A 16,206-nucleotide genomic window follows, 5' to 3' on the forward strand; every position below is an offset into this window, starting at 1 on the left:
CAGCGAAACAATCAGCTCCAGCGAGCGCTCCAGTGCGATGGCCACGCGCGAGTCGGTGGACACACCCAGGCCGCGCAAGTGATGCGCGAGCTGATTGGCACGCTCATCGAGCTGCCGGTAGGTGAGCTTCGAGTCCCCGAACTCGACGGCGACCTTGTCGGCGTATCGGGCCACCACCTGTGCGAAGACCTCGGGCAGGGTGGATGCACGTGGGTACTCGGAGGCGGTGGCGTTCCAGTCCACCAGCACGCGCCGCCGCTCCTCCGCGGAAAGGAGCGAGACATCGCGCAGCCGCCGCGTGTCCCGCGCGGCCAGTCCTTCCAGCGCGAGCCGCACCTGGTCCAGCAACCTCGCCGCCGTGGCCTCGTCGTGGCGTGGAGTCTCGTACGCGAGCTGGAGGCGCAGCTCCTGCCCGGGAGTCACCGCCAGCAGCAGCGGGTAGTGGGTGCGCTCCCGCATGCGCACGTCCGTCACCGTCACGCCGAGGGAGCGCTCACGCAGCGCCGCGTCCACCGGGTAGTTCTCGAAGACGAGGAGGCTCTCGAAGAGAGGCGTGCCGCGCGGCACACCGCTCCACGTCTGCACCCGCGCCAGCGGGCAGTGCTCATGCTGGCGCAGCTCCACCTGCCGCGCCTGGAGCTGACGCAGCCAGGGCCCTGGCTCGGCGTCCGGCTCCACCCGCACCCGCGCGGGCAGCGAGTTGATGAACAGGCCGACCCGCTCCTCCGCGCCCGGCAGCTCCGCCGGACGTCCGGAGACGGTGACGCCGAAGACCACGTCCTCCCCGCCACCATGGCGGGAAAGCACGAGCGCCCAGGCCGCCTGCGCCAGGGTGTTGAGCGTCACTTCCTGCCGCCGCGCGAAGGACTGGAGGGCGGAGGTGGTCTCCGCTGACAGTCGAAGCTCCAGCTCACGCCCTTCCGCCGCCGTGCCCGGAGATGCGGTGCGGACAGCGGGCAGCGGCGTGGGGGTGGTGAAGCCCTCCAGTGTCCGGCGCCACCAGGACTCGGAGCGGGCCAGGTCCTGCTTCCGCAGCCAGGCAACGTAGTCGCGATGGGGAGGCAGGGGCGCCAGCCGGGGCGCCTGCCCGCGTGCCAGGGCCGCGTACGCGGTGAAGAGCTGCTGGAGCACCCGGCTCATGCTCCATCCGTCGAGCAGCAGGTGGTGGAAGCTCCAGACGCAGTGCCAGGAGTCCTGGCCCAGGCGGATGAGCGCCACCCGCAGCAGCGGCGCGTCGTCCAGGTCGAAGCTCCGCGCGCGGTCCTCCTTCAGGAACGCTTCCAGCCGCGCCGGCTGTCCGGCCTCCGGCACGTCACGCCAGTCCAGCTCCGTCCAGGGCAGCTCCACGTGGGAGAGGACCACCTGCACCGGCTCAATCAGCCCGTCCCACGCGAAGCGCGCCCGGAGCATGGCGTCGTGTGCCACCACCAGCTCCCAGGCCCGCTTCAGCGCGCGTGCGTCCAGCGGCGAGCGGATGGCCCAGGAGAGCTGCTCCAGGTACAGGTCCTCGCCGGGTGCCATCAGGGCGTGGAAGAGCAGGCCCTGCTGCAATGGCGACAGCGGGAAGATGTCCTCCACGGCCGTGCCCGGCGGGAGGAGCCGCTCCAGCGTCGCCGCATCCAGTTGGACCCAGGGAAAGTCGGAGGGCACGTACCGCGCCGCATCCGCGGAGCCCCGGTCCGCCACCACCGCTCGCAGCGTCTCCAGATGCTGCCGGGCGAGCGACTCGATGGTGGTCCGCGAGTGCAGGTGCTCGCTGTGAGTCCACGAGACGCGCAGTTTCCCGCCCACCACCATGGCGTCGACTTCGATGGCGTACCGCCGTGCACCGCCCGTGTCTCGCGAGGTGCCTGACGGCTCCGTAGACAGCGCGAAGAGGGTGGAGGACTGGGCGTCGAGCTGGCCCAGGTAGTTGAAGGCGACTTCGGGCTCCGGCAGGGCGGCCAGCTTCGAGGCCACCTCCTCGCGGCCCAGGTAGCGCAGCAGGCCGTATCCCACGCCACGGCGGGGCAGGGCGCGCAGCGACTCGCGAACGGAGCGCAGCGCCTCACCGGGCGTTGCTCCCGGTGGCACCTGCAGGCACACGGGGTAGAGGCTGGTGAACCAGCCCACCGTGCGGGAGACATCCACGTCGTCGAACAAGTCCTCGCGGCCGTGGCCCTCCAGCGCCACACGCAGCGGGCCCGGGCCCGCCCAGCGGCCGAGCACCTGCGCCAGCGTCGCGAGCAGTGCTTCCTCCGGCCGCGAACGGTACGCCGACGGCACCTCGCGCAGCAGCAGCCGCGTCTGCTCCGCGTCCAGCTCCACCGTCACCACGCCGGAGCCCGCCCCCGGCCCATCGACCGGGAGCTTCACCGCGGACGACTGGAGCTGCGCGAGCCACACGGGCAGCTCCGCCTCCAGCGCCTCCGTGCGCGCCAGCTCTTCCAGCCGCCGGGCCCACGTCTGGAACGAAGTGCTCCGCGGAGGCAGGGCCACCGCGTTGCCGCGACGGAGCTGCTCGCACGCCGTCTCCAGGTCCTCCAGCAGCACGCGCCACGAGACGCCGTCCACGACCAGGTGGTGCGCCACCAGCAGCAACCGCGCCGTGCGCCCCGGGCCACGCTCGAGGAAGGCCGCGCGTAGCAGCAGGCCCTCGGACAGGTCCAGGCTGGCCTGGACCTTGTTCGCCTCGGACTCCAGGGCCGCGGCCTGCCCGGCCTCCGGCACCGAGGAAAGGTCCACTCGCTTCAGCACCAGCACCGCGCCCGGAGGCGCGTTGTGCTGCTCCCAGTGCCCGCTCGCGAGAGACAGGCGCATGCGCAGCGCATCATGGTGGTCGACGAGGTGGCGCAGCGCCCGCTCCAGCAGCGCCGCGTCCAGCGGCTCGCGCATCTCCAGCAGCACCGCTTGATTGAAGTGGTGGGGCCGGGGCAGCGGCCGTTCCAGGAAGAAGCGCTGGATGGGCGTCAGCGGCACGGGGCCCTGCAGCGGGCCCTCCGCGCCGCGCGAGGGCTGCTCGGCCTGGGCGACCCGTGCCAGCTCGGCCACGGTGCGGTGCTGGAACACGTGGTGCGGCGTCAGGCGCATGCCGGCCTGCCGGGCGCGGGCGATGACCTGGAGGCTGATGATGGAGTCGCCACCCAGCTCGAAGAAGTTGTCGTGGATGCCCACGCGCGGGCGGCCGAGCACCTGGGCCCAGATGTCGGCCAGGGCCTGCTCGCGCTCATCGCGAGGCGCGACGTACTCGTGCGAGGGCTCGGTGCCGTACGCGTCCGGAACGGGCAGGGCCTTGCGGTCCAGCTTGCCGTTGGCGGAGAGAGGCAGTGTCTGGAGGGCGACGAAGGCCGAGGGCACCATGTACTCGGGCAGCGCGCGCAGCAGGGCCTGGCGCAGTTCGTCGGCGTCCACCGCGCCGCCGTCACCCGGTACGACATAGGCCACCAGCCGCTGCTGGCCGGGCACGTCCTCGCGCGCCAGCACCACCGCCTGCTTCACCGAGAGCCGCGCCATCAGCGCCGCCTCGATTTCGCCCAGCTCGATGCGCAGCCCGCGCACCTTCACCTGGAAGTCGAGCCGGCCCAGGTAGTCCACCGTCCCATCCGGCAGCCACCGCGCCAGGTCGCCGGTGCGGTACATGCGAGCACCCGGCTCCGGGGAGAACGGGTCCGGAACGAAGCGCTCCGCCGTCAGCTCCGGCCGCGCGTGGTAGCCGCGGCCCACCTGCACCCCGGCGATGAAGAGCTCTCCGGGCACACCCACCGGCACCGGGCGAAGCGCCGCGTCCAGCAGGTGGATGCGCGTGTTGGCGATGGGACGGCCGATGGGCACCGATGCGCGCGCGTCGCCCGGTCGGCACTGCCACGCGGTGACGTCAACGGCCGCTTCGGTGGGGCCGTAGAGGTTGTGCAGCCCCGCTTCGGGCAGCCGCTCCAGGCACCGCCGCGCCAGCTCCGCCGGCAGCGCCTCGCCCGAGCAGACAATCCGGCGCACCGAGGCACACGTCTCCCCCAGCCCGGGCTCCTCCAGGAACGCGCGCAGCATGGACGGCACGAAGTGCAGCGTGGTGATGCCCGCCGAGGAGATGAGGCCGCCGAGGTAGGCGGGGTCCTGGTGGCCACCCGGCCGGGCCATCACCAGCCGCGCGCCCGTCATCAGCGGCCAGATGAACTCCCAGACGGAGACGTCGAAGCTGAACGGCGTCTTCTGGAGGACGGCATCCGCGTGCCCGAGCCCATACGCCTTCTGCATCCAGTGCAGGCGGTTGCAGACCGCGCCGTGCTCGTTCATGGCGCCCTTGGGGCGGCCGGTGGAGCCCGAGGTGTAGATGACGTAGGCGAGGCTCCGAGGCGTGACGTGGGCGTGCACGGCCTCGGTGGGCTGGCCGGAGACGAGCGGCCACTGCGAATCGAGGCAGAGCCTGGGAACGGAGGACGCGGGCAGCCGCGGAAGCAGGTGCTCCTGCGTGAGGAGCACGCGAGGCGCGGAGTCGGCCAGCATGAAGGCCAGCCGCTCCTGGGGGTAGCCCGGGTCGAGCGGCACATAGGCGGCCCCGGCCTTGAGCGTGCCCAGCAGGGCGATGACCAATTCCAGCGAACGCTCCAGGCAGACACCCACCCGGGACTCCGGCCCGACGCCCAGGGAGCGCAGGTGCCAGGCGAGCTGGTTGGCGCGCGCATCGAGCTGGGCATAGGTGAGCCGCGAGCCCTCGAACTCCAGGGCCACGGCCTCCGGGGTGCGGCGCGCCTGGGCCTCGAACAGCGAGTGCAGGCTGTCTCCGGAGGGGAACTCCACCCGCGTGTCGTTCCACTCCGCGAGCCGCCGGAACTCTTCCGGCGACACCATGGACACGTCCGCGAGCCTGCCCGCGGGTGCGTCCACCAGGGACTGCAACAGCGTGGCCATGTGGCCCAGCATCCGCCGCACGGTGACCGCATCGAAGCGGCCCACGTCATAGGTGAAGCGCAGCTCCGTCTCCGTGGCATCCGGCAGCACCACGAAGATGAGCGGGTAGCCCGTGCGGGCGTCCGTCCGCGCGAAGCCGTCCACGGGCAGCCGGGCCGTGGCTTCGGGGGACAGGCCGCGGCGCGGCAGGTTCTCGAAGACGAGCAGGCTCTCGAACAGCGGCTGCCCGCGAGGCACCTCGCTCCAGCCCTGCACGTCCACCAGCGACACGTGCTCGAAGGCACGGGCCGCGAGCTGCTCCGCCTGGAGTGCCCTCAGCCACGGCAGCACGGTGCCGTCGGAGGGCAGGGACAGGCGGCTGACCTGGGTGTTGATGAAGGTGCCCAGCATGGTGTCCACGCCGGGAAGGGCAGGGGGGCGGCCGGACACCACGGTGCCGAAGGCCACGTCGTCCTGCCCGCTGTAGCGGCCGAGCAGCAGCGCCCATGCGCCCTGCACCAGCGTGCTCAGTGTCACCTGGTGCTGCCGGGTGAAGGCCATCAGCCGCGCCGTGAGGGCCGTGCCCAGGCCCAGCGACTCGGAGGTGTACGCCTCCACCTTCGCGCCGGGCTCGGCGGGCCGGTCCGCCGCCAGCGGCGTGGCCGTGGTGAAGCCCCGCAGCCGCTCGCGCCAGAAGCGCTCCGCGTCGGCTCGCTCCTGCTTCGACAGCCAGACGATGTAGTCCCGGTAGCCGCGGGCCGGCTCCAGCGCCGGCTCGTCGCCGCGAGTCAGCGCGTCATACGTGAGGAACAACTCGCGCAGGCATACCGGCAGGGACCAGCCATCCATCACCAGGTGGTGGTAGCTGACGATGCACCGGGACAGGGCAGGGCCCAGGCGCACCACGGTGAAGCGCACCAGCGGCGCCGTGGACAGCGTGAAGTCCTGGCGCTGCTCCCGCTCCAGCAGCTCCGCGAAGCGGGCCTCGCGCGCCTCGGGAGGAACGTCGGACCAGTCCTCGAGACGAGGGGCCGCGTCCACCTTGCGGCGCACCGCCTGGAGCGGCTCCTTCATGTTCTCCCAGAAGAACGCCGTGCGCAGGGGCGTGTGGCGGTCCACCAGCCGCTGCCACGCCCGCTGGAGCGTGGGCAGGTCCAGCGGGCCACGCCAGGTCCAGTAGACCTGCTCCACGTAGGTGCCCGCTCCCGGGGCGCCCAGGGTGTGGAACAGCATGCCCTGCTGCATCGGCGACAGCCGGTAGATGTCCTCTACGTTCTTCATGTGTCGCTTCCGCCCCTGGCCCTAGTTCCCGTCCGCTTCGTCGATGAGGGCCGCGAGCGCGCCCAGCTGCGAGTCGTCCAGCCCGGCCAGCGGGAAGTCCACGGAGGACAGCGCGGCGCGCGTGTCCTGTGGCTCGCTGCCCAGCGCCCGCAGCGCGGCGAGCACGTCTCCGGCCAGCCGCGAGGCCGTGGCCTGCGTGTACGCCCCGTCGTCGAAGGCGCAGCGCACGTGCAGCCGCCCGCCGGACAGGAACGTCTCCACCGCCAGCGAGTACCCGCCCAGGCCACGGTAGGCTCCCGGCACGGACTCCACCGTGCCCAGGTGGCGGAACACCAATTCCGCGCGAGGCAGGCGCTTCAGCCGCTCGGATAGCTCACCGTGCGGGCCGTCGCGCAGCAGCCCGAAGCCGATGCCCCGGCGCGGCACGCGGCGCATGCGCTCCTTCACCGCCTTGAGCGACTCCGCCACGTCCTGCCCGTTGGGGACTTCCACCAGCAGCGGCCACGTGACGTCGAAGCAGCCCACCGTGCGCGAGCAGTCCACGCCGTCGAACGCCTCGCGCCCGTCGGCCACCACGTCCAGACGCAGCCGGTCGCCGCCCGCCCAGGCCGCCAGCGACCGTGCGAGCGACGCCACAGCGCCCTCCGCCACGTCCGCGCGCCACGTCGCGGCGAGCCGCTCGGTGAGCCCGCGCGTCTCGTCCTCCGTCAGCGCGACCTCCACCGAGCGAGCCGCGCCCGAGGCACCGCCCGCGCGCTCCACCGGCAGCTTCACCGCGCCCTCCCAGGGCGCACCGAGCCACACCGGCTCCTCCCTGCGCAGCGACTCGGAGGAGGACTCCTCGGCGAGCCGCTCCGCCCAGCGCTTGAAGGACGTCGTCTTCACCCGCGCGCCGCCCTGGGACGGGCGCAGGTCTTCCATCAGCAGCCGCCACGAGCCGCCATCCACGGCCAGCCCGTGCGCCGCCACCAGCAACTGGCTGCCCGCACCGCCCTCCAGCCGGACCAGCGTGGCCGCCAGCAGCGCGCCCGCGCCAACGTCCAGCCTGCCGCGCAGCTTCTCCTCTTCACCGCGGAGCGCGGCCTCATGCTCGGTGGCCGGCAACGCGCGCAGGTCCACCTCCGCGAAGGGCACGTCGGTGCCCGGAGGCGTTCCCACCTGCTGCCAGCCGGAGACTCCTTTCGTGAAGCGCAGCCGGAGCGCGTCATGGTGCGCCAGCAGCGCGCCCAGGGACTGCGACAGCGCGGCGGCCTCCACACCACCGGCCATCGGCAGCCGGGCCACCCGGACGGATGCAGTGGCGGGTGTCTCCAGCAGGCGGCGCTGCTCCGGCGTGAGCGGCGCGGGGCCGACCACGGGGCCCTGCTCGGCCTGCTTCGCCAGCACGCCGGCAATCATCTCCGCCAGCTCCGCGATGGTGGAGTACTGGAAGAACTGCTGCGGGCTGAGCTGCAGGCCGGACTGGCTTCCGCGAGCGATGATCTGGATGGCCTGCACCGAGTCGCCGCCCAGCTCGAAGAAGTTGTCATTCACGCCCACGCGGTCGATGCCGAGCACCGACTGCCAGGCCTCCGCGATGCGCTGCTCGATTTCATTGCGCGGCGCCACGTACGGCGTCTTCAGCTCCGGCCGGGGCTGCTGCTCGCCGGAGGCGCGCGTCTCGCTCACGGCCTGGAGGACGCGCTCACGTACCACCTCGTCGGTGTGGGCGATGGTGGCGTGCAGGTCGCGCACGGACACCACCACCTGCGGCGCGATGCCGGAGGCGAGGATGCGCTCCAGCGCCACCACGCCCTCGCGCGGGGCGATCTCCTGCCGCTCCTCGGTGGGCAGCACCCTGGCGAGGGCGGACTCGCGGGCCGCGGCGGCCAGGGCGCGCAGCTCGGCGGCGGGGTCGTTGACGCGCTTCTGCGTCAGCCGCTCCACTTCCACCAGCACGCGGCCCTGCTCGTCCATCATCGTGAGGTCGAAGGCGAGCGTCTCACCGCCATCCGTCGTCTCGTTCGCCCGGAAGCGCGCGTGGCTGTAGACGCGGCGGGGCAGCTCGCCGTGCAGGCGCAGCACCTTGTAGCCGAAGGGCAGGTAGTAGCCGTGCTCCGCGAGGAAGCTCTTGGCGATGCCGGACGTGCGGTCGATGAGCGACGGGTGGAAGCGCAGCTCCTCGAAGTCCCCGGAGAACTCCGGCATCAGCTCCAGCACCATGAGCAGCTCGTGCTCGCCGGGGAGGATGGCCTGCACGCTCTTCCAGCGCGGCCCCAGCTCCTGCTCGTACTCGGCCTCCAGTGACTGGGGACGCGGCTTGTCGCACCGCTTGCGCAGCGCCTCCAGGTCCTCGAAGCGCGGCACCTTCGGCCCACCGAAGCGCACGCGTCCCGCCGAGTGGTCCGTGCCCTTGCCCACCCCCCCGGGCGGCAGGCTGCGCACCACCCAGCGCCAGCCATCCCCATCCTTCTCCAGGATGAGGCGCACCTCGCGCGTCTCGTTCTCCGGCACGCGCAGCGGGGCGAGGAAGTAGTTGTCCAGCAGCTCGATGACGCGGCCCTGCGCCTCGTCCGCCATCGCGGCGCGCACCATCTCGAAGTACGTCACGCCCGGCACCGTGGGGTTGCCGAGGATGCGGTGCTCGTCCGTCACCCAGTTGGAGCGCGGCTCGCCGAAGGTGCCGGCGAAGACCTTGCGCTGCGGCGTGTCCACCAGGCAGCGGTGGACGAACGGGTGCGACAGGGCCCGGCCCTCGCCGGCCTGCGCGGCGGGCCGAGCCGCCATGCCCACCTCGTCCCAGGCGCCCCAGTTGATGGTGACCGCGTACGTGCCGGTGCGCGCCTGGTACGCACGCGTGAAGGCGTCCAGGAACGTGTTGGCCGCCGTGTAGTCCACCTGTCCGAAGCGGCCGACCACGGAGGAGAGCGACGAGCAGGCCACGAAGAAGTCCGGCCGCTCACCCTCCAGCACCGCCGCCAGCACACGCGAGCCCGTCACCTTGGGCGCGAGCACCGCCGCCGCCGCCTCGCGCGTCTTGAGCTGGAGCATGCCTCCGCCCGCGACGCCGGCCGCGTGGATGACACCATGGATGGCACCGAAGCGAGCACGCGCCGTCTCCACCACGGCACGCATCCGCTCCAGGTCCGTCACGTCCGCGCTCAGCGCCAGCACCTGCGCGCCCCTCTCCTCCAGGCGCAACACGGCCTGGATGCGGCGACGCGTGGCCTCGTCCCCGGACTCCAGGTGCTTCGCCCACTCCTCACGCGGCGGCACGGCGGCGCGGCCGGTGAGCACCAGCTTCGCGCGGCACTTCTCCGCCAGCGCCTCGGCGAAGGACAGGCCCATGCCGCCCAGGCCGCCGGTGATGAGGTACACGCCGCCCTCGCGCAGCGGCACCGCGGAGGTGGGGCCCTCGTCCAGGCGCACCTCCTCGAAGTCGCGCACCCAGCGGCGCCCGCCGCGCAGGGCCACCACGGGCTCCTCGGCCTCCGCCATCAGCTCCGCCGCCAGCAGCTCCACCAGCCGTCCGGCCTGGAAGCTGCCCGAGGGGGGCAGGGTGACGTCCACGCTGCGGCAGCGCACGTGCGGTAGCTCGCGAGGAATCACGGCGCACGGTCCCAGCGCCGTCGCCTGCTCCGGCGAGACGAGGTCTCCGCCCGTCACCTCCTGCATGCCGTTGGACACCACCGTCAGGTGCACCGGCTTGTCCGCCGCGTGGCCACCGAGCGCCTGTCCCAGGTGCAGCAGGCTGAAGAAGGAGCGCTCCAGCACGTCCTCCGCCGTCGCGCCCGAGCCCTCTGCGGTGATGCCGCCCAGGTGGACGATGTGCTCCGGCAGCCGGCCATCCGCCGCCAGCTCCGACAGCAGCGTGGCCTGGTCCTCGCGGCGGCCGGGGTTCAGCTCATACGAGTCCGCGCCGGTGCGCCGGAACTCACGCGCCAGCGACACCTCCACCAGCGGCCGGCCCGCCTGGCGCAGCCGAGCGGCCAGCTTCGCGCCCAGGCCCGCGCGGTCCTGCAAGAGCAGCCACGGCGCCGCCTTCGGGTCCACGGCCACGGCGGGCGCCACCTTGGGCGCGGACTCCTTCCACACCGGCAGCCAGAACCAGTTCGCCACGTCCTGGCGCTTGTCCAGCGTGCCCCGGCGGGCGGCCTGCGTGCCGGGCGCGGAGCGCAGGTCTACCCAGTATCGCTGGCGGTCGAACGGGTAGGTGGGCAGCACCTCGCGGCGCCGCTTCTCGCCCGCGAAGAGGTGCGGAGCCTCCACGCCCAGCAGCCAGAGCTGGCCCAGGGTGCGCAGCAGGTACTCGGGCTCGGCGGTGGCCTCGCCCACGGGCGGCAGCGAGGTGAGCATGAACTGGCCCTGCTTCTTGCGCGGGTGCCAGCGCGCCAGCGACTGGAGCGCCTTGCCCGGGCCCACCTCCAGCAGCACCGCCTCGGAGTCCTTCAGCAGCTCCTCGACGCCGTCCGCGAACCGCACCGGCTGGCGCAGGTGCGCCGCCCAATAGTCCGGCGAGGTGGCCTGCTCGGCGGTGATCCACGTGCCCGTCACGTTGGAGATGAAGCGCAGCTTCGGCGCGGCCGGGCGGGCCTTCGCCACCGTGTCGCGGAAGGCGGAGACGATGGGGTCCATCATCGCGGAGTGGAAGGCATGCGACGTCCGCAGCCTGCGGGCCAGCACGTCCTTCGCGGCGAGCCGCTTCTCCAGCGCGTCAATCCCGGCGTGCGAGCCCGCCACCACGCACGAGCCCGGCGCGTTGGTGGCGGCGATCTCCAGCCCCGGCTCCAGCAGCGGGCGCAGCTCCGCCTCGGGGAGCTGCACGGACAGCATGGCGCCCGGCGGGCACGACTGCATGAGGCGCCCGCGCGTGGCCACCAGCTCCAGCGCGTCCTCCAGCGAGAAGACACCGGCCAGACAGGCCGCGACGTACTCGCCCACGCTGTGGCCAATCATCGACGCGGGCTCCAGGCCCCACGACATCAGCAGCTTCGCCAGCGCGTACTCCACGACGAAGAGCGCGGGCTGGGTGAGGGCCGTCTGCTCCAGCTTCGAGGCGGCCTGGGCGTCCTGGGTGTCCGAGCCGAACAGCAGCGGCTTCAGGTCCAGGTCAAACCGGCGCTTCAGCAAGTCCAGGCACCGGTCCGCCTCCTCACGGAAGGTGGCCTCCGCGCGGTAGAGGCCCGCGGCCATGCCCGGGTGCTGCGAACCCTGGCCGGGGAACATGAACACCAGCGGCCGGCGCACCGGCTCCTGCACGCGGGTGATGACCCGGTCCGGCGACAACGTGCCCAGCGCCTGGGCCGCTTCCTCCACCGTACGGCACACCACGTAGCGACGGTGCTCGAAGCCCTTGCGGCCCGTCTGGAGCGTGTAGGCCACGTCCGCCAGACTCAGCCCGGGGTTCGCCTTCAGGTGCTCCGCCAGCCGGCTCGTCGCCGCCTCCAGCGCCGCGGCCGAGCGCGCCGACACCACCAGCAACTGGTGCTCACGCGAGGGCCCGGAAGGCGCACGCTCCGGCGCTTCTTCCAGGATGGCGTGGGCGTTGGTGCCGCCCAGGCCGAACGAGCTGACGCCCGCGCGCCGGGCTCCCGCCGCCTCCCACGAACGCAGCTTCGCGTTGACGTAGAAGGGGCTGTCCGCGAAGTCGATTTCGGGGTTGGGCCGCTCGAAGCCGATGCTCGGCGGGAGCTGCCGGTGCTTCAGCGCGAGCGTCGTCTTGATGAGACCCGCCACGCCCGCCGCGGTGTCCAGGTGGCCCACGTTGCCCTTCACCGAGCCCAGGCCGCAGAACCCCTTGCGCTCCGCGCCGCCCGCGCGGAAGGCCTGGGTGAGGGCCTTCACCTCAATCGGGTCCCCCATGGGAGTACCCGTGCCGTGGGCCTCCACGTAGGTGATGGACTCCGGCTCCACGCCGGCCAGCGCCTGCGCCATGCCGATGACGTCCGCCTGCCCGCTGACGCTGGGGGCCGTGTAGCCCACCTTGTCGGTGCCGTCGTTGTTGATGGCGGTGCCGCGGATGACGGCGTGGATGACGTCTCCATCGGCGATGGCGTCAGCCAGGCGCTTGAGTACCACCACGCCCGCGCCGCTGCCGCCCACGGTGCCCTGGGCGTTGGCGTCGAAGGGGCGGCAGTGCCCGTCCGGAGAACCGATTCCGCGCTCCGTGTAGAGGTAGCCCGTCTTCTGCGGCACGGTGAGGGTGACGCCGCCCGCCAGCGCCATGTCGCACTGGTGGCTCAGCAGGCTCTGGCACGCGTGGTGGATGGCGACGAGCGACGTGGAGCACGCCGTCTGCACCGTCACCGCGGGGCCCTTGAGGTCCAGCTTGTAGGCGACGCGCGTGGCCAGGTGGTCGTTCTTGTTGTGGATGACGGCCTGGAAGGCGTTGATGGTGCCCACCAGGTGCCCGGCCGAGGACAGGTTGTAGAGCAGGTAGCCGTTGGCGCCCGCGCCCGCGTAGATGCCGATGGGACCCGTCGCGCGGCTCGGGTCATGCCCGGCCGACTCCAGCGCCTCCCAGACGCACTCCAGGAAGAGGCGCTGCTGCGGGTCGGTGATTTCCGCCTCACGTGGGGAGAAGTCGAAGAAGCGCGCGTCGAACTGGTCGATGCCGTCCAGCGTGGCCCGGGCCTTGACGTACTTCGGGTCCTTCAGCTCCTCGGGGGCAATGGCGGCGCGGTCCAGCTCCTCGTCCTTGAAGAAGGTGATGGACTCGACGCCCTCCTGGAGGTTCTTCCAGAAGGCCTCGGGCGTACCCGCGCCCGGGAACCGGCATGCCATGCCGATGATCGCCACACCCTCGAGCTGAGGGGACTCCTGCTCGCCGCTCATCGCTTCCCCCTACCGGCCTTCGCCTTGAGAGCCTGCTGCTGCATTGCCTGAAGTTGCTTCCGGGCCCGCTCGTCCCGCGCCTGCTGCTTCGCGTCTCCCGCCGTGTCTGGCGTGGACTGCTGGGCGATGTATTTCGCCAGCGACGCCACCGTGGGGTGCTGGAACAGCTCCACCATGGAGAAGCGCCGGCCGAACGCGGCGGACAGCTTCTCGTGCACCTGCACCATGAGGAGCGAGTGTCCCCCCAGGTCGAAGAAGTTCCCGTGGAGGCCCACGCGCTCCACCTTGAGCGCCTCCTGCCAGATGGCGGCGATGCGCTGCTCCAGCTCCGAGGTGGGGGCCTCGTAGGGCACCGCCTCCCGCTGCACCGTGGCCGGGTCCGGCAGCGCGCCTCGGTCCACCTTGCCGTTGCGCGTGAGCGGCATCCGCGCCAGGGGCACCAGCACCGACGGCAGCATGTACTCGGGCAGCATCTCCCGCAGGAAGCCGCGCAGCTGGGCCGCCAGCTCCGCGTCCACGCCTCCGGACGACAGCCCGCGTCGAGGCACGAAGTACGCGACCAGCCGCGCCTCGCCTGGCTTCGATTCGCGCACCATCGCCACCACCTCGCCAATCTCGGGGTGCGTGCGCATCAGCGACTCGATTTCTCCCAGCTCGATGCGGTAGCCGCGCACCTTCACCTGGAAGTCGGCGCGGCCGGAGAACTCGATGCGTCCGTCATCGCGGTAGCGGCCCACGTCTCCGGTGCGGTACAGCCGCGCGCCCGGCACGGGGCTGAACGGGTCCGGCACGAAGCGCTCGGCCGTCAGGTCCGGACGGCCGTCATAACCCCGGCCCACGCCGGCCCCGCCGATGAACAGCTCTCCCGGCACGCCCAGGGGGACGGGATTCAGCCGCGCGTCCAGCACGTGCACGCGCACGTTGCCCAGCGGCCCGCCGATGCTCGGCTCGGCGGAGTCGGAGATGGGGCACGTGGTGGCGTTCACCGTGCACTCGGTGGGGCCGTACATGTTGACGAATCGGGTGCCCGGGCGGGCCGCCAGCTCCGCCCAGGTGCGAGCGTCGATGGCCTCTCCGCCCACCAGCACCAGCGAGGGAGAGAAGTCCGGCTCGCGCCCCAGTCCCTGCGCCAGCATGGGCACCAGGAGCGAGGGCGTGCAGTCCACCACGTCCACCGCGTGCCGGCGCACCCAGGCCCTCATGCGCTCGGCGTCCGGCCGCACCTCCTCCGGGACGATGTGGAGCGAGTGCCCGTTGAGGAGCTGCAGCCACTGCTTCACCGAGGCGTCGAAGACGAGCGGCGCGTTGACGCTCACCCGCAGCCCGGGGCCACGTCCCTGGTACACGGTGTCGCGCAGCGTCGCCGCCAGGTTGAGCGCCGAGCGGTGTGGAATCATCACGCCCTTGGGCCGGCCCGTGGAGCCCGAGGTGAAGATGACGTACGCCACGTTCTCCGGAGCCAGCGCCACCTCGGGCGCGTGCGCGGGTGACGCGGCAATGGGCTCCGACTCCTGGTCCAGGCAGAGGAAGGTGTGCGAACCCTCGGGAACCACCGCTCCGCGCAGGTGCGCGCGGGTGATGACGAGCGGCGCGCCGGACTGCTGGATGACGTAGGACAGCCGCTCGCGCGGATACGTGGGGTCCAGCGGAACGAAGGCGCCGCCCGCCTTGAGGATGCCGAGCAGCACCACGAGCTGCTCCACCGAGCGCTCCAGGCACACCGCCACGCGCACCTCGGGGCCCACGCCCTTCGCGCGAAGGTGCCACGCCAGCCGGTTGGAGCGCTCGGCCAGCGTGGAGAACGACAGCCGCTCGTCTTCGAAGGCCACCGCCACCGCGTCCGGCCGCTCCCGGGCCCACGCATCGAAGCGGGCGGGGAGGGTGCCGGCCGTGTCTTGGTCTCGGGCCGTGTCGTTGAAGCCCGCCAGCGCGCTCAGCTCGGAGGCGCCCACCCACGGCAGCGACTCCAGCGAGCGCTCCGGCGCGGACGTCGCCTCGGAGAGCAGCGCCTCCAGCCGCTCCAGCATCCGGGCCGCCTCGGTGGACGTGTACGCGCTGGAGTCGTGCTCCAGCACCAGCGACAGCGCCCCGGGCTCGCCGCGGACCAAGGTCAGCGCCAGCTCGGCGCGCTCGGTCCGTGCCTCCACGTGGGTGACGGACACCGCCAGCGTGCCGGCGTGGATGGGGGCGGGACGCACCGCCTCCGCGAACGAGAAGGAGAGCGGGGGAGGAGCCATCCCTGGAGCCCCGGGGGGAAGGACGGCGGAGGCATCGTAGTAGTCCTGCCAGGCCTCGGCCTCCCGGCACTCCCGCGCCACCTCGCGGGCCCATTCCTCGAAGCGGGTCTGCGTGCGGGGCGGACTGCGCAGGGGCAGCCAGCGCTCGAAGAGGCCGAGCGCCACGTCCAGTCCGTCGTAGGTGCGCCCGTCGTAGCGCACCGCCACACAGGCCTCGTCACGCCCGCCCATGCGGCGCAGCAGCAACATCCACCCGGCCAGCACCACGTCCGCCAGCCGCGCGCCCAGGCGCCCGGCCAGGGACTCCAGGGCGGGAGCCGTTCGCGCGCTCAGCGGAAGCGACTGGCGCCCCGGCCGTGACCAGGGCCCACTCACGCCGGGGCGGCGCGTGGGCAGCACGGTGCCGGTGGCGTCCGACAGGTCGCGAGACCGCCAGTAGCGCCGGCCGTCCCCGGTCTCCTCGGACTCGAGGAGCTGGTGGAAGATCTCCGCCACGTCCGCGTACTGGGGTGGAGGCTCCGCCGCCCCCAGGTCCGGCGAGAGCAACGCCTGGCCCAGCTCGCGGGAGAAGAGGATCAGGCTCTGCCGATCCATGGAGGGCGCAGGCAGGTCCACCACCAGCGCGTGCCGCTCCGCGCCGAGCACGAGCAGCTTCAACGATGCAGGCCCGTCCTCCGGAGCAGCCTCGGCGGACAGCAGCGCCTCCAGCCCCGCCTGCGCTTCGGAGGGGGAGCGCGCGCTCCAGTCGACGACCTCCAGCACCGTGGCCGGCATGTCGCCGATGAGCTGCACCGCGGCCCCCGTGCCCGGGAGGTGGCGGTAGATGGTGCGGAGGACCTCATGGCGGGAGAGCAGCTCCCGCACGGCGCGCTCCAGCCGCGCCGTGTCGAGCGGGCCTTCGAGCGACAGCACCGCGCGAGCGCGCGAGGACGCGGAAGGGGTGGCCGCGAGCAGCGACCACAGCCGGGCTTGCTGGGGAGAGAGCCGGAAACCAGGGGAGTGGGTCACGGGG

3 protein-coding genes are annotated in these 16,206 nt (G+C 72.5%); all 3 read right to left on the reverse strand.

Translation table 11 applies throughout. The features are described from left to right. Positions 1-6,144: non-ribosomal peptide synthetase (locus K8638_RS33955; protein ID WP_223758846.1), on the reverse strand; the 6,144-nt coding region annotated here is incomplete at its 3' end. Positions 6,145-6,165: 21 nt separating this feature from the next. Then, positions 6,166-12,957 (reverse strand): type I polyketide synthase, encoded by a 6,792-nt coding sequence (locus K8638_RS33960; protein ID WP_223758847.1) that lies wholly within the window; start codon positions 12,955-12,957, stop codon positions 6,166-6,168. After that, complete coding sequence (locus tag K8638_RS33965) at positions 12,954-16,202, reverse strand: non-ribosomal peptide synthetase (protein ID WP_223758848.1); 3,249 nt, start codon at positions 16,200-16,202, stop codon at positions 12,954-12,956. Before K8638_RS33965 ends, K8638_RS33960 begins: the two co-directional genes overlap by 4 nt. Positions 16,203-16,206 lie beyond the last annotated feature (4 nt).

Origin of the sequence: Myxococcus sp. RHSTA-1-4 (genome assembly GCF_020037125.1) — a bacterium.
Taxonomy (GTDB): domain Bacteria; phylum Myxococcota; class Myxococcia; order Myxococcales; family Myxococcaceae; genus Myxococcus.

Bases quoted from the DNA above. Each gene is read 5' to 3' on its own strand.
- K8638_RS33960 (WP_223758847.1), bottom strand. From the start codon at position 12,957: ATGAGCGGCGAGCAGGAGTCCCCTCAGCTCGAGGGTGTGGCGATCATC.